Origin of the sequence: Longispora fulva, from assembly GCF_015751905.1 — a bacterium.
In the GTDB taxonomy this organism is placed as follows: domain Bacteria; phylum Actinomycetota; class Actinomycetes; order Mycobacteriales; family Micromonosporaceae; genus Longispora; species Longispora fulva.
Genome location: NZ_JADOUF010000001.1, coordinates 4,019,494 through 4,034,687 on the forward strand (window position 1 = coordinate 4,019,494; position 15,194 = coordinate 4,034,687).

Below are 15,194 nucleotides of genomic sequence, written 5' to 3' on the forward strand. Positions count from 1 at the left end.
CTCCTCGTTCACAGGGGCAAGAGCCGAGATCATCGTTTCCCCGACTTGTGGTCGGGCCGCTTCGCCAACATGTAGGCCGAATGAATTCACGTCCGTCTCCGCCTACGGCTTTCCCAGCGCAACAGGGTCGGACCGGACAACGCGCCCACCAGGCCGGCGGTCAGGATCGCCACCCACGCCCAGCGGAGCAGTCCGACCGGCACCGACCGGGTCGAGCGCGCCGCCGGCACCGGGGTCTTGGCGCCCAGCGACGGGGCCGGCACGGCGACCTGCGGTACCACGCCGCGGTCGGGGGTGCTCTCCTCGACCTGCTCACCCGGCTCCGGCGGGTTGACCCACTTCTCCAACTGGTTGGCCATCGCGAGGGTCTGCGCCCGCAGGTTCTGCGGCAACGGCACGTACCCCGGCGGCAGCTGGCCCCGGGCCCGGCCCGGGTTCTGGCCGTCGGCGACGGCGTACCGGAGCATGTTCGCGAAGTCCTTGCGCGCCGCCGGTTCCTCGGAGGTGTCCGCCGCCGCGTAGGTGAGCATCGTCAACGGGTACGCCCCGGGGGCCTTCTTCTGCGGGTCGATCGTCAGCACCTGCGACCCTGCCGCCGAGGGGACCATCGCGGCGGCCCCGGCGAGCATGGCGTCGGGGGTCGGCGCGACGAACTCGCCGTTGGCGTTGCGCAGGCTGGCCGGGTAGAGGCCGTAGCGCTGCGCGGACACCGAGTCGGTGATGGAGAGCGAGAACCGCCGGCCGGGGGTCTGCGGCGGGTTGGCCTTGTAGGCCGGCGGATTGCGGCTCGGGTCCCACTCCGTCTTGCCCTTGCCGTCGGCGCGCGCGGTCTGCAGGGCGGCCTCGTGCATGGACTTCATGTACGGCCGGTACTTGCCCATGTCATACCCCTCCTCCTTCACCGCGTCGCTCGGGTCGTTCTTGTGCTTGGTGGGGTCGGGGTTCGGGTAATTGCTCGGCACCTTCCCGTCGGTGAACTCCTGCGCGAACGTGCTGTTGACCCGCATCAGCCGCGGCGTGTTCGGGTCGTTCGGCAGCCGGTAGGAGTACGGGGTCCCGTTCAGCCAGTCGTTGGCGTCCTTGTCGGCCCGGATCCACCGCCACACCTCGCGCGCGGCGGAGTTGTCGGGCAGCGAGACCATCAGGCCGTCGGGGGCTGCCTTGGTCAGGAACTTCGCGAACTGCGGGTTGAGCTCCACGAACTCGGGGTCGACGCGCAACTGTTTGATGTTCGTGCTGACCTGTGGCGGCGGATCGGTCGTCCCGCCCGGCACGTCGCGCTGGTAGGAGTGCGTGAGGAGCTTGGCGACGATGCGCGGGGTGAGCTTGAGCTCCGTGACCGGCGTGCCCTCGTCCGCCCCCGCGGGCTCCTTCTGGTTGTCGATGTTGAAGGCGACGACCACGCTGGACAGCGTCACCGGGCCCTGGAGCACGGTCGGGTCCCCCTCGCCGGTGCGGACCGGGTCGATGGTGAACCCCATCCCGGGCGCGCCCCGGCCCCGGACCGCGATCCGGCTGCGGACGTCGGCGTCGCTGTTCTGCGAGTAGCCGTAGACGGAGCCGGTCACGGCGCACAGCTTGGGCTGCCAGGAGGTGATCGCGTCGACGGCGAGTTCCGTGCCCATCATGCCGCGCTCGGCCGCCCCGACCGGGCAGCCGCTGGACACCGGCGCGAATTCGAGCGGGACGGCGATGGCGGACTGGAAGAACGTGCGGCTCAGGGGGCTGCCGTCCGTGGAATTGCCGTCCTTCTGCTCGGCGCCGTTCGCGTCGTGGTCGCCGCGCGGGACGATCACGAGCCAGCACGGGGCCAGGTTGCCGGTCGCGTCCTTGCGCACGCCGCAGCCCAGGTGCGGGGCCTGCACGGCCGTCTGCACCTCGAAGATCACCCGGCCGGTGTGCGCGGTGGACGTGCGCGCGTAGGGCACCTCGTTGGAGCTGTACCGGTCGAAGAACCGGGACAGCATCTCCGGGGTCTCCTGGTCCAGGGTGGGCAGGTCGTTGCGCTTCGGGTACGGCTGCCGGGGACTGCCGTTCGGAGTCGCGTCCCCGGTCAGCGCCGACCGGAACGGCACGGACTGCCAGTCGCTCGGCACCTGTGGGACGGGCTTGGGCTCGGGAACACTCGGGTCGGGCGCGGGAACGCCCGGGTCGGGCATGGTCTCCAGGGGGTCGGGATTCGAGCGCATCAGGTCGCGCAGGTGGGTGTCCGTGCCCGGCGCCTCCGTGCCGGGGCCCAGCGCCTTCCCGGAGCCGTACTGGCAGGTCTCCCGGAAGTCCAGGGCCTTCGGGTCGGCCCCCCAGCACTGCATCATCTGCAGGTAGTTCGTCTGGAACCCGCTCTGCGGGGTGGACGCCCCGCCGGTCCAGGTGACGGCGATCCCCTCGTTGCCGAGGTTCTGGGTCTTGGAGACCCGGACGGTCAGGCCCGTGAAGTCGTCGTAGACGCCCTTCTCACCGGACTGGACGCGGAACGAGTCGGTCAGCTTGTCGAAGTCCCACTCGTACGGGGTGTCGGCGTGCGCCACGGGCGGCCCGCTGAACAGCAGCCCCAGGACGACGGCCATCGCGGCCCAGCGTCGGTAACTCATCGGTCCTCACCTCGTCTCATCCGCCGGGACAGCAGGGGCGGTCCGACGATGACGGCGATCAGCAGCACGGCGGCGAGCAGCATCATGGTGTGCCGCAGCCGCCACCCGCCGTCCGCCTCCAGGGACACCGGGCTCGCCTCCACATCGGACACACCGTCCCCGCCGGAACCGTCGACCGCCCCGCCGGACGCGGTGCCGGCCGCCACCGGGCCGGCCGTGCCCTGGGTGGTCACCTTCTTCTTCGCGGTGTCCTTGCGCAGGCCGCCGGTACCCGTCGCGCACTGGGTCCTGCCGACCTGGTCGCAGTCGGGCGGCTGCGGGGCCGTCTCCGCGAGCTTGTTCGGGCTCGTGCTGGAGAACGTCGGGTTGTTGCACGTCTTGATGTCGGTGTCCTCCTGGATCGCGCCCGGCACCTTGCGCACCTGCTCCAGCCCCGAGCGCACCAGGTTGATCGGCAGCGGCGAGTAGCCGAGGATGTCGGCCTTCTGCTGCCCCTCGCACAGCAGGTACTTGCCGAACCGCGCGATCGAGTAGCCCTTGTTCTCGTCGAGCCCGCGTTCGATCTTGGTCGGCAGGATCATGTAGGAGTACGAGGACAGCGGATAGCTGCGTTTGTCCTCGTTGTGGTAGACCCCGTCGAGGTCCTGGGTCAGGTCCGGGCGGATCACGGCCTTGAGCAGCGCCACGGCGACGGCGTCGGCGGTCGGCTCGATGAAGTAGTTCGACTTGTTGCGGATCTTCGCGACCGGGAACTCGTTCTGCACGGCGTAGGAGTACTCGACGTAGGTGATCGCGCCCTCCGACGAGCTCTGCTTGACGAACCCCGCCGCCTCCGCCGAACCGCCCGCGCCGGTACCGATGATGCCCGGCGGGAACTGCGAGGTCAGCCCGCAGTTCTCACTGCGTTTGGCCCGCTTGCAGAACGCGTGCCACAGGTTCGGGTACTCCTTGCTCATCCACAGCGTGAACTGGGCCGTGGTGCCGGAGCCGTCCGAGCGGTACACCGGGACGATCGGCCGGGCCGGCAGCTTGAGCTCCGGGTTGTCCTCGGCGATCTGCTTGTCGTCCCAGGAGGTGATCACGCCGGTGAAGATCTTGGCCACGGTCTCGCCGGACAACCGCAGGTTGGTCACCCGGTTGTTGCCGATCTTCAGGTTGTACATGAACGACGTGCCACCGGCCACGATCGGCATGTACACGAACGCGCGCGAGGGCGGCGGATCGGCCACGCCGGTGCCCTCGTCGGTGATGCCGTACGGGATCTCGGACACGCCGAAGTCGGACTGCCCCTCGGCGAAGTACGACCGGCCCTTCGACGAGCCGAGCGGGTCGTAGTTGATCGTCCAGTTGTACTGGGCGACCCCGCGCCGCCACTCGTCGATCGCGTTGGCGCTCCAGGTGGAGCCGACCCCGGTCACCGGCACGATCACCGGCGCGGCCTGCGCCGGCGCTCCCCCGACCAGGGTGGCCGCCGCCAGCAGCAGAACGACCAGGAACCGTCTAAACATGACCATCCTCACGCTCGATATCCAGGGAACGGCGTCGGCGCTCGTCGAACCGCAACAGGTCGCGGGCCGAGGCCCGGGTCCGTCGGCGGCGCTGCCCCGCCGTGAGGTGCCCGGCCGGCCGGCCGCCGACGATCCGGGCCACCACGAACAGGATCAGGACCAGCACCAGGAGCACCGCCGCGGTGCCGAAGCCCCGGGTGACCATGTCCCGCATCGGGGACTTCACCATCGAGAACGTCTGCAGGGGCAGGGAGACCTGCGGGCCGGACAGCGGGTCGTAGTTCACGGCGAAGGACATGCCGGCCGTCAGCAGGACCGGGGAGGTCTCGCCGATCCCGCGCGCGGTACCCAGGATCACCGAGGTCGCCAGGCCCGAGCGGGCGGTGGGCAGCACGACGTGCCACACGGTGCGCCACCGCGACGCGCCCAGCGCCAGGGACGCCTCGCGCAGGGTGCCCGGCACGAGCCGCAGCACCACGTCGGAGGCCCGGATGATGATCGGCAGCATCATGACGCTCAGCGCCAGGGAGGCCGCGAACCCCGACTTGTTCACGCCCAGGCCGAGGATCACCATGGCGTACACGAACAGGCCGGCGACGATCGAGGGCAGCGCCGTCATGGCCTCGGTGACGGTCCGCACGATCCGGGTGAACCGGCCCCGGGTCTCGCTGAGGAACAGCGCGCAGCCGATCCCCAGCGGCACCGTGCCCAGCAGGGCCAGGCTGATCTGCTCGAGGCTGCCGATGACGGCGTGGTAGACGCCGCCCTCGGTCAGCGGGCTCAGCGGGCCGGCCCGGCCCATGTCACTGGAGTAGAAGTTCAGGTGCCGCAGCGCCGGGAAGCCCCGGTACAGGATGAACCCGATGATGAAGCCGAGCACGAGCAGCAGCAGGAAGCCGATGCTGTGCACCACCGCCGAGGCTATCCGGTCCCGGACCGCCGGCCCGCGCTCCTCGAAGGACACCAGCAGCGCGTAGAACAGCAGAAACAGCGTGTACGCGATGACGACGAACCCCAGGATGCCGTCGAACGGCGTGAGCTGGGTGTACAGCACCGCCGTCAGGCCGAGCGCCGCCGCGCCGGCTCCGAGGACGGTGTAGCGGTCCGACGGCCGGCCGCCGCCGAGCACCCGTCTGCGTTCGGACACCTCAGGCGTCACTGTCGGCTCCCGATCGGCTGCGGGTGATCACCATGGAGGCGAGGAAGTTGATGATCAGCGTCATCACGAACAGGGTGAGACCGGCCGCCATCAGGGCCGAGGTGCCCAGCGCGCCGGCCTCGCCGTTGCGGAGCGCGATCAGGGCGGACACGGAGTTCGCGCCGCTCTGCAGGATGTGCGGCTGGATCACGAACACCGGCGAGATGATCACGTAGACGGCGATCGTCTCGCCCAGCGCGCGGCCGAGGCCCAGCATGGTGCCGCCGATGATGCCACCCCGGCCGTACGGCAGCACGACGGTGCGGATCATGCCCCACCGGGTGCCGCCGAGCGCGTAGGCGCCCTCACGCTCACCGGCCGGGGCCTGGGTGAACACCTCGCGCATGATCGAGCACATGATCGGCGTGATCATCATGGCCACGACGAGGCCGGCGATGAACGCCGAGGACTTGTAGACGGTCTCCGTCTCCAACGGGTCCGAGGAGTCCGCCGACGGGATGGCGAACAGCGGGAACCAGCTCAGGTAGGTCGCCATCCACCGGGCCAGCCCCAGCACCATGGGCTGGAGCATGTGGAAGCCCCACAGCCCGTAGGCGATGCTCGGCACGGCCGCCATCAGGTCCACGAGGCTGACCAGCGTGGGCTTGAGCCGGCGGGGCGCGTACTCGGAGATGTACAGCGCCGTCCCGACCGCCAACGGAATCGCCACCACGATCGCCACGGAGGCGATCAGCACGGTACCGGTGAGCACAGCCGCGATCCCGAAGGTCCCCGAGTCCGGCTCCCAGCTCTCCGTGGTGAAGAAGCTCCAGCCCGCGATCCTCAACGCCGCCACGGCCCGGATGGTCAGGAACGTGCCCACCAGACCCATCGTGACCAGCACGACCATCCCGGCGAGCCGCAGCGCCCCGCCGAACACCCGGTCCGAGGGCGCCGGGCGCTCGGCGATCCCGCGCGGTTCGTCCTTCGTCTCGGCCGTGGTCACCGCGCCAACTTCCGCGCCTCGTCGTCGGCCCGCCACCGGCCGCCCCGGACGCTGCGGGCCCCCTCGACGACCCGGGCGACCGGGGTCGCGGTGAGGAAACACTCCAGGTTGTACCCGCACTCGCGGATCCGGAGATAGGACCGCGTCGAGCCGGCCACCGGCACCCCGTCGAGGTCGATCCGCCACGCCCAGTGGCCGTGCGTGTCGGCCACGGCCGAGTGCGGCCGGATCCGGTCGTACGCCACGCGGAGTTCGGACACGGCGTCGCTGCACGCGGCGTACGTGTCGAACAACCGCCAACTGCGACCCAGCGGCCGGTTGTTCGGGGAGATCAGCATCCACGCGACCCCGTCGGGTGTGGGCTCGTCCCCCCGGTCGCCGGGCATGGCCAGGAACACGAAGCGCGACAAGCTCACCCCACACCCCCATTGCTTCCATCGGTACGGGTTCAGGCTCACCACAGCCAGTGGCCGCCGTGACCGATCGAGGCACACGCCAGACATGCGGCAGGTGAACTCGACCTCGCAAGCGCGCAAAGTTTCCGATGCGGGCTTTGCGGATGTCCCCTATCCGAGGTGAGCATCCGGGTCGAACGGAACTCGAACTGGTGTACGATTTATGGGTGCGAGCAGCGGGGGAAAAGGTGGACGGCGTGTGGCTCAGAGCGATCGGTCAGCGGAAATCGCGGGAGCGGGGCGCCGCGGAGAGATTCAGGGCGGTGAGTTGATCGGCGGCCACGCCGAGTGCGCCGTCGACGTTCTGCAACCGGCCCCGGACCAACAGCGCCGGAGCCGTTCTGGCGATCCTGGCGTAGCGGCGGACCAGGCCCGGCGTGCAGATCACGTTGGCCTGACCGGTCTCGTCCTCGAGGTTGACGAACACGATCCCCCCGGCGGTCTCCGGAGCCTGGCGGTGGGTCACGATCCCCCCGATCAGGACCCGGCTCCCATCGGGCGCCTTCCCCAGCTCGCCGACCGGCACCGCGCCGCGGCCCCGCAGCCAGTCCCGGAGGAACTGCACGGGGTGGCTGTCCGGCGAGCTGCCCGTGGCCCACAGGTCCGCCGCGGCCAGCTCCGCCTCGCTCATCCCGGGCAGGGTCGGCGCGTGCGTGCCCACGACCGTGCCCGGCAACCGGTCCGGGGTGTCGCGGGCCGCGGCACCCGCCGTCCACAGCGCACGCCGCCGGTCCAGCCCCAGGCCGGCGAAGGCCCCGGCGGTCGCCAGGTTGCCGAGCTGCGCCTCGGTGACCCCGGCCCGCCGAGCCAGGTCAGTCAGGCCGGCGTAGGGCTGCCCAGCGGCGATCCGGGCCGCCACCTCGGACCCGATCCCCCGGACCTGGTCCAGGCCGAGGCGCACCGCCGGGCCGCCGACCCCCCAGGTCCCTGGCCGCGCCGACGCCGCCGCCGTCCCCGTCCCGGACAGGCCCGTGACCGCGGCGCTGGCGTTGACGTCCACGCCGAGGATCGGCACCCCGTGCCGGCGGGCGTCGCCGATCAGGCTGTTCGTGGAGTAGAAACCCATCGGCTGGGAGCGGATCAGGGCTGCCGTGAACGCCGCCGGGTAGTAGCGCTTGAGGTACGCGGAGGCGTAGACGATGAAGGCGAACGACAGCGAGTGCGACTCGGGGAAGCCGTAGCCGGCGAACGCCTCCAGCCGGTGGTAGAGGTCGTCGGCCATCGCGCCGGTGATGCCGTTGTCGGCCAGGCCGGCGTAGAACCGTTCCCGCAGTTCCCGCATCCGCGCGTGGGACCGCTTGGAACCCATCGCCTGGCGGAGCTGGTCGGCCTCCGAGGCGGTGAAGTTCGCGCAGTCGACGGCCAGCTGCATCATCTGCTCCTGGAACAGCGGCACGCCGAGGGTCCGGGCCAGCGCCTTCGCCATCCGCGGGTGCGGGACGGTCGGCTCCTCCAGCTCGTTGGCGCGGCGGATGTAGGGGTGCACGGCCCCGCCCTGGATCGGGCCCGGCCGGACCAGGGCGATCTGCACCACCAGGTCGTAGAAGCACTTCGGCTTCAGCCGGGGCGCGAGCTGGATCTGTGCCCGGCTCTCCACCTGGAACAGGCCGATGGAGTCGCCGGCGCGGATCATCGCGTAGATCTCCTGGTCGTCCGGCGGGAGCGCCGCCAGGTCCACCGTCGTGCCGTGGTGGTCGCGCACCAGGTCCACCGCGTGGTGCAGCGCGGTGAGCATGCCCAGCCCCAGCAGGTCGAACTTCACCAGCCCCGTCGCCGCGCAGTCGTCCTTGTCCCACTGCAGCACCGTCCGGTTCTCCATCCGGGCCCATTCGACGGGTACGACCTCGATGACCGGCCGGTCGCAGATCACCATCCCGCCCGAGTGGATCCCCAGGTGGCGGGGCGCGCCCACCAGCTCGGCGGCGTAGGTGGCCACGTCGGCGGGCAGGTCGTCGGGCGCGGGGCCGCCCCGGTGACCCGGCCCGGCCGTCCACGCGTCGGCCTGGCCGGGCGAGTAGCCCAGCGCGCGGGCCGCGTCCCGGATCGCCGAGCGGCGGCGGTAGGTGATCACGTTGGCGACCTGCGCGGTGTGGGTCCGGCCGTGCTTGTGGAAGAGGTACTGGATGACCTCCTCGCGTCGGCCGTTCTCGATGTCGAGGTCGATGTCGGGCGGCCCGACCCGCACGTCGCTGAGGAACCGCTCGAACAGCAGCCCGTACCGGATCGGGTCGGCCTTCGTGATGCCCAGCGTGAAGCAGACCACGGAGTTGGCCGCCGAGCCCCGGCCCTGCACGAGGATGTCGTTGCGCTCGCAGAACTGGACGATGTCCCAGACGATGAGGAAGTACCCGGGAAAACGCAGCCGCTCGATCATGTCGAGTTCGTAGTCGAGCTGTTCGCTGGCCTCCTCGTTGTCGGGGCCGTAGCGGCGGGCCATGCCCTGGAGCGCCTGCACGCGCAGCCAGGAGTCCTCGGTCTCCCCCGGCGGCACCGGGAACGGCGGCAGGTTCGGGGCGACCAGTTTCAGGTCGAAGGCCAGCTCGGCGGCGATGCCGGCCGTCCGGGTCACCGCGTCCGGCCAGGCCCCGAACCGGGCGCGCATCTCCGCCGCCGACCGCAGGTGCGCGGTGGGAGCCGGCGGCAGCCACCCGTCCATCTCCTCCAGCGACCGCCGAGCCCGCACCGCGGCGACCAGCTGCGCCAGCCGGTGGCCCGACGGCCGGGCGTAGTGCACGGCGTTGGTGGCCACCACCCCCAGACCCAGCTCCCCGGCCAGGCCGGCGAGGACGTCGTTGCGGTCGAAGTCGTCCAGGTGGCCGTGGTCGGTGAGCTCCACCTCGACGTTCTTCTTGCCGAACAGGCGGACCAGCGTCTCCAATTCCTCGCGCGCAGCCTCCGCCCCGCCGGCCTCCAGCGTCCGGCGGACAGCGCCCTTGCGGCAGCCGGTGAGCACCAGGACGTGGCCGCGCAGGTCGGCGGCCAGTTCGTCCAGGTCGTAGACGGGTCGGCCCTTCTCGCCGCCCCGGAGCTGGGCCGTGCCGATCGCCGACGACAGCCGGGCGTAGCCCTCGGTGCCCCGGGCCAGCAGGAGCAGGTGGCTGCCGCCCGGGTCGGGCGCCCCGGCCACCGTCGCCGGCAGGTCCAGGGACAGCTCCGCGCCGAACACCGCCTTCAGGCCGGCGGCGCGGGCGGCCTCGTTGAAGCGGACCACGCCGTACATGCCGTCGTGGTCGGTGAGGGCCAGGGCCGGCAGCCCCAGGCGGACCGCCTCGGCGACCAGGTCCTCCGGGGAGGACGCGCCGTCGAGGAAGGAGAAGTGGGAGTGGGCGTGCAGCTCGGCGTAGTCGCCGACCGGGGGGCGCTCCGGAGCCGGGGCCTTCGGCGGGCGGGGTTCCTCCGGGCCGGCGGCCTGCGGGGCGGGGTGCTCCTGGTCGGCGCTCAGTGGGGCGGCCATCAGGTCGCGCAGCTCACCCCAGGTGTGCGGGGCACCGCCACCCCACCGCTGGTCACTCAGCCGCCCACCGCCCCGACCCGCCGGCCGGTCGCCGCCCTGGCCGCTTCGCCGCCCGCCGCCCGGGTCAGTCATAGTCGGCCTCCAGCCGCCAGGCCCCGGCCGCGCACGAGATCAGTACGGCCCGGTCGGCGGCGAGCAGCAGCTGGAGCCGGGCCTGCCGGCGCGCGGTGGCCGGGTCCCACCACCGGTCGTCGGCCGGCAGCGGCCCGGCCCAGGCGAGCACCCCGGCCGACGCCCCGCCGTCGAAGACGATCCGGGCCGGTGGGGCGCTGAGCTCGGCCCGGCCGGTGACGGTCACGGGCCGGCCGGCGTCGTCGAGCAGCCGGACGGCCGGCGGCGAGGGGTACACAGTGGACGGGTACGGGGCCGGCAACGCCCCCGGCCACGGCCGGTCCGTCGGCCGTTCCGCCCCGCGCTCGTCCCCCCACGGGACCAGCCGGACCCGCTCGCCCGGGTCGCGCCCGCCGTCGAGGACCGGGGCCACCACCGCCTCGGGGCCGAGCAGGCCCTGCAGCCGCGACGCCGCCCGGTACGCGCGCTCCCGGTCGTCGCCCGTGCCGCCCCACAGGCCGGGTTGCAGCACTCCGGCGGTGACGACGCCCTCGGGGACCAGCCGCAGCCGCGCGATCCCGGACGGTTCACCGCCCCGCCGGGCGGTGTGGGTCAGCCAGCCGTCGAGCTGCCAGCGCAGCCGGTCGGAGACGTCCTGCGACCGCAGCAGCGCGTCGTGCCGCCAGACCCGGCGCAGCTCGACCCCCGTGGCGGTGGTCGCCTCGATGACGAGCCGGGTACAGGCCAGGCCGTGCCCGCCGAGCAGTTCGGTGAGCCGCTCGGCGAGGGCCCTGGCGGCGAACGCCGCGGCGTCGACCCGGTCCAGCGGGTCGTCGAAGGTCTGGTCGACCTCCAGGCCGAGGGGCGGGGTCCTGGGCGCGAGCAGCCGTTCGTCGCGCCCGGCGGCCAGCGCGTGCGCGAGGGCCCCGTCCGCGCCGAACCGCGCGCCCACGTCGCCGGCCGGCAGGGCCGCGAACCCGCCGAGGGTCGTGATGCCCAGCCGGCGGAGCAGGCCGACCAACTCGGGCCGGCCGAGCAGTCCCACGTCGAGGGCGGTGAGGAACCGGGCGCTGCCGCCCGGCGGGACGACGGCGCCGGTCAGGGCGGCCAGGGCGGCGGCGTGCACCCCGTCGGCGATCCCGACCTGGGCCTCCACGTCGCAGGCGAGGGCCAGCTTGTCGACGATGGTCTCGCCGGCCTTCTCCTCGCCCCCGTACCAGCCGGCAGGTCCCCGGGCCGCCAGCGCGCACGAGCCGGGCCGCAGCACCTCCACCCCGGCGGCGAGCTCCTCGAGCGCGGCGACCACCGGCTCGAAGGCGACCGCGTCGCGGGCCGGGTCCTGCTCGAAGACCGCCATGTCCGGGCACAGCGCCTGGGCGTCGCGTTTGCGCTGCCCGGGGCGCACGCCGACCGCGCGGGCCGCCGGACTGGCGTGCGCCACCCGGTTCAGCCGCAGGACCGCGACCGGGGAGTGCACGTCGGTGTCCGTGGCCCGGCACGCGGCGGTCACCGGCCAGTCCGGGCACCACACCACCATGGCCCGCATCGAAGAGGAATTATTCATCTGATGCAACATGGCTTTGTTCCTGCAGGATGATGACGTGGTGAGTTGCCATGGGGGTCGACAGTGGCCTGACCTGGGTGTTTGACCGCAGTGAACGGGTGATGCAACGATGTTGTATCCACTGCATCACTGGTGAGGGCTCATGCGGAGGCTGGACGTTCCTGGTGCGTCGCACCTGGTGCTCGTCGATGGTGTGATCCATCTCGACGAAGCCGCCGCGGTGTTCGAGGCGATGCTCGAGGGCTGGGCGCGTCAGCAGCGCAGCCGTCTGCTGGCGGCGACGACTGTGGACAGTCGACTGGCGTTGATTCGAAGATTCCGGGCGTTCACCGACGAGAATCCGTGGACGTGGAGTCCTGGTGACGTGGAACAGTTCACGTCGTGGCTGGTCGGTGGCGGCACACCGTTGGCGGTCTCGACTATCCGCGGCTATCAGATGACGCTGCGGCTTTTCTGCGACTATTTGAGCGATCCAGCCTATGGATGGCAAGAGGACTGCGTTCGAAGATTCGGATCCGCACCGATTCAGATCTGCCACGAATGGAACACCGTCGCGCATCTGGCTGACTACGAGGGAAAACCCGAACGTCGACCATTGACATGTGACGAGCTTGAGACGCTGTTCGATTTTGCTGACTCCCGGGTCGAGGCGATAGTCAGCTCCAGACGCAAAGGGGCGTTGGCCGCATTGCGTGACGCCCAGATGTTGAAGACGGCTTACGCTTTCGGACTGCGCCGTCAAGAATTGTGTCGCCTTGATCTGGTCGACCTTCGACCCAATCCGCATGCGAAAGCGTGGGGACGTTACGGTTCGCTGCATGTGCGTTACGGGAAGGCTTCCCGTGGTGGCCCGCCACGGCGCCGAACCGTATTGACGGTCCCGGAGTTCGACTGGGTTATTGACGGCATGCGGCAGTGGGTCACCGAGGCGAGGGCGCTGTTCAACGCCGGGGACCACCCTGCATTGTGGGTGACCGAACGGGCGAACCGGGTCTCCGTCCGCTACTTCGACAAACGTTTCGCCCAACTCCGCGATGAGGCCGGACTGCCCAAAGAGCTCGTCCCTCACTGTCTTCGCCACAGCTATGTCACCCACCTCGTCGAGTTCGGATACCCGGAACGGTTCGTCCAAGAGCAGGTCGGACACCGGTACGCGTCAACCACCGCGATATACACATCCGTGAGCAATGACTTCAAGAATCGAGTACTGGCCCAGGCTCTTGCCAGGGTGTACTCGCCTGAGAAAGGCGAACAGTCATGACCAGGAAGATGGCCTATCGTTGGCACCTGCGACAGCTCATGGCGACTCGTGGCATGTTCCAGACCAGCGACCTCGTCCCACTGCTGGCCGAACGCGGGGTGCGCCTGTCGCGCGAACAGGTCTATCGCTTGGTGACTCAGACACCCCAGCGCATGAACATGGACGTGTTCACCGCTTTGTGTGACATCCTCGCCTGCGGCCCCTCGGATCTCATCGAGGTCGTCGCCGAGCCCACGCAAATCCCCAAGAAGGCCGCGGCCGGTGAGGCCACCAACGCGGGGATCGGGCAGCTGCGACCCGTTCGCGCCCGGATCCGTCGGCCAAACCAAGGCTCGGACTGACCATGCCCAAGCCGATCGGCCGATGCACGGACTGCGGCAAAGACGGCAAACGCATGACGTCGAACACCTCTGGCATCTGCGGGAACTGCCGCGCTCATCGAACGGCCAAGATCTGCGTCCGATGCGGCCAGCACCGCCCCGTGAACAAACGCACCGAAGCGGGCCCCATCTGCGCTCGCTGCTACCGCCGTGACCCCGCCAACCAAACGCACTGCTCGCGCTGCGGTCGATTGAGCCATGTCGCCGCACGCACGAGCGATGGGCCAATTTGCGGCAGCTGCACTCCTCGTTCCCTAATACTCTGCAGTCGATGCGGACGCCAGGGACATCGTCGCGGCAAACTGGCTGGCAAACACATCTGCCGGCAGTGCGACTACGAGATCCGCCACCACCCTGAAACATGCCCGTCATGCCAGCAGTCCAGAATCCTGGCCTCCGCGAATCAAGCCGGACAGCGAATATGCGCAGCTTGCGCTGGCGGGCCATCACCGCTGGCCTGCCGACAATGCGGCCGCGAGGACTACCCCTACGGCATCAGATGCGCCCGTTGCGTTCTGGCCGAACGCGCCACCGCTTTGCTTTCCGGTCCTGACGGGCACATCAATCCCCGCATGAAGCCGGCCCTGGACGCGATGCTGGCCACACGCCGCCCCAAAACGGCGATCAACTGGATCCGCCGCAGTAAAGCGAAACCCGTCCTCCGCGGCATGGCACTTGGAGAAATACCGATCACCCACGAAGCCCTCGACGAGCTGCCCCGAACCCCCACGCTCGACCACCTGCGCGACTTCCTGATCACCTCCGGTGTCCTGCCCGCCCAACACGTTCGCTTGGAACGCCTCGTCCCATGGCTCAACGAGTTCCTCACCGACCAGCCTGCCGAACACGCGCGAATCGTGAGACTGTTCGCCACCTGGACGGTCTTGAGACGAGCTCGAGCCAAAGCGAATCGCGCTCCCTTCTCCCAGAATCAAGCAGCCAGAGCACGATCCACCATCCGCACCGCCCTCAGACTCCTTCAATGGCTCAGCGCCCAAGAAACAACCTTGGCGCAACTGCGCCAACCTCTCCTGGACCACTGGATCCTCGACTGCGCCCAGAACGAAAGGCACTACACCAAAGCGTTTCTCAGATGGGCCCACCAACACCAGCTCGCAGCCGAACTGAGCATCACGCGCCATCCGGATCCGCAACCCACGACGACCATGCACAACGACGATCGATGGGCGCTGGTCAACAAACTGCTCCACGATGACCACATCGCACTGGAGCTGCGCATCTGCGGCCTGTTCGTCTTGCTCTTCGGCCAACACCTCTCGCGAGTCGCAAAAATGACGGCCGATCAGGTCACCGACACCCAAACCCAACTGCACGTTCGGTTCACCACCGAACCGATCACCATGCCAACCCCACTGGACACCCTGATCCGCCACCTCATGCACCACCGCGGCCACTCCAGCTACCCGGACCCTGCCCAAAAATGGCTCTTCCCTGGCGGATTCCCCGGACGTCCCATCACCCCCGCCACGCTGGGCCAACGCCTGCACCAGATCGGCATCCACGACACCCGCCAGGCCCGCAACGCCGCCATGATGCACCTCGCCAGCGAAATCCCAGCCCCCGTCCTCGCCGACCTGCTCGGCCTCGACCCCGGACGCGCAGTGGTCTGGGCCAGACTCGCCGGCCGCGACTGGGCCAGCTACGCCGCCAACCGAACACCCAACCCGCTCCGGACAAATACAGCCCAGGAGCAATAAGCTCACTG

General features: G+C 70.2%; 10 protein-coding genes. 3 read left to right on the plus strand and 7 right to left on the minus strand.

All coding sequences use genetic code 11. The annotated features are described in order from the left end of the window. Positions 1-86: 86 nt before the first annotated feature. The 7 genes from IW245_RS17790 to IW245_RS17815 form a co-directional block, all read right to left on the minus strand. Positions 87-2,591 (minus strand): hypothetical protein, encoded by a 2,505-nt coding sequence (locus tag IW245_RS17790; RefSeq protein ID WP_197004303.1) that lies wholly within the window; start codon positions 2,589-2,591, stop codon positions 87-89. Next, positions 2,588-4,099, minus strand: coding sequence for a phosphate ABC transporter substrate-binding protein PstS (locus IW245_RS17795; protein ID WP_231398840.1), 1,512 nt, complete (start codon positions 4,097-4,099; stop codon positions 2,588-2,590). Before IW245_RS17795 ends, IW245_RS17790 begins: the two co-directional genes overlap by 4 nt. Next, positions 4,092-5,246 carry a phosphate ABC transporter permease PstA gene (pstA, locus tag IW245_RS17800; protein WP_233473091.1) on the minus strand — a complete coding sequence of 385 codons (1,155 nt, stop codon included), beginning with the start codon at positions 5,244-5,246 and terminating at the stop codon, positions 4,092-4,094. Before pstA ends, IW245_RS17795 begins: the two co-directional genes overlap by 8 nt. A 1-nt stretch (position 5,247) precedes the next feature. Next, positions 5,248-6,243: a phosphate ABC transporter permease subunit PstC gene (gene pstC, locus IW245_RS40790; protein ID WP_233473090.1), complete on the minus strand. Its 996-nt coding sequence runs from the start codon at positions 6,241-6,243 to the stop codon at positions 5,248-5,250. Continuing rightward, positions 6,240-6,659, minus strand: a complete 420-nt coding sequence (locus IW245_RS40795; protein WP_231398841.1) for a hypothetical protein — start codon at positions 6,657-6,659, stop codon at positions 6,240-6,242. Before IW245_RS40795 ends, pstC begins: the two co-directional genes overlap by 4 nt. 256 nt (positions 6,660-6,915) lie before the next feature. Then, positions 6,916-10,152 carry an error-prone DNA polymerase gene (locus tag IW245_RS17810; protein ID WP_372445308.1) on the minus strand — a complete coding sequence of 1,079 codons (3,237 nt, stop codon included), beginning with the start codon at positions 10,150-10,152 and terminating at the stop codon, positions 6,916-6,918. 124 nt (positions 10,153-10,276) lie between these two features. Continuing rightward, positions 10,277-11,827, minus strand: a complete 1,551-nt coding sequence (locus IW245_RS17815; protein ID WP_231398842.1) for a DNA polymerase Y family protein — start codon at positions 11,825-11,827, stop codon at positions 10,277-10,279. Positions 11,828-11,969: 142 nt separating this feature from the next. On the opposite strand from IW245_RS17815, the gene IW245_RS17820 reads away from it, so the two are divergent. The 3 genes from IW245_RS17820 to IW245_RS17830 all read left to right on the plus strand — a co-directional run bounded on the left by IW245_RS17820 (position 11,970) and on the right by IW245_RS17830 (position 15,186). Beyond that, positions 11,970-13,088: a tyrosine-type recombinase/integrase gene (locus IW245_RS17820; protein WP_197004307.1), complete on the plus strand. Its 1,119-nt coding sequence runs from the start codon at positions 11,970-11,972 to the stop codon at positions 13,086-13,088. Next, positions 13,085-13,429, plus strand: coding sequence for a helix-turn-helix domain-containing protein (locus IW245_RS17825; protein ID WP_197004308.1), 345 nt, complete (start codon positions 13,085-13,087; stop codon positions 13,427-13,429). The genes IW245_RS17820 and IW245_RS17825 overlap by 4 nt, the downstream gene beginning before the upstream one ends. A 611-nt stretch (positions 13,430-14,040) precedes the next feature. Then, positions 14,041-15,186: a hypothetical protein gene (locus IW245_RS17830; RefSeq protein ID WP_197004309.1), complete on the plus strand. Its 1,146-nt coding sequence runs from the start codon at positions 14,041-14,043 to the stop codon at positions 15,184-15,186. The last annotated feature ends 8 nt before the right edge of the window (positions 15,187-15,194 follow it).

Excerpts from the sequence above, each read along its gene's own strand:
- IW245_RS17790 (WP_197004303.1), bottom strand. The coding sequence starts at position 2,591 with ATGAGTTACCGACGCTGGGCCGCGATGGCCGTCGTCCTGGGGCTGCTG.
- IW245_RS17795 (WP_231398840.1), bottom strand. The coding sequence starts at position 4,099 with ATGTTTAGACGGTTCCTGGTCGTTCTGCTGCTGGCGGCGGCCACCCTG.
- IW245_RS17810 (WP_372445308.1), bottom strand. The coding sequence starts at position 10,152 with ATGGCCGCCCCACTGAGCGCCGACCAGGAGCACCCCGCCCCGCAGGCC.
- IW245_RS17815 (WP_231398842.1), bottom strand. The coding sequence starts at position 11,827 with ATGAATAATTCCTCTTCGATGCGGGCCATGGTGGTGTGGTGCCCGGAC.
- IW245_RS17820 (WP_197004307.1), top strand. The coding sequence starts at position 11,970 with ATGCGGAGGCTGGACGTTCCTGGTGCGTCGCACCTGGTGCTCGTCGAT.
- IW245_RS17825 (WP_197004308.1), top strand. The coding sequence starts at position 13,085 with ATGACCAGGAAGATGGCCTATCGTTGGCACCTGCGACAGCTCATGGCG.
- IW245_RS17830 (WP_197004309.1), top strand. The coding sequence starts at position 14,041 with ATGAAGCCGGCCCTGGACGCGATGCTGGCCACACGCCGCCCCAAAACG.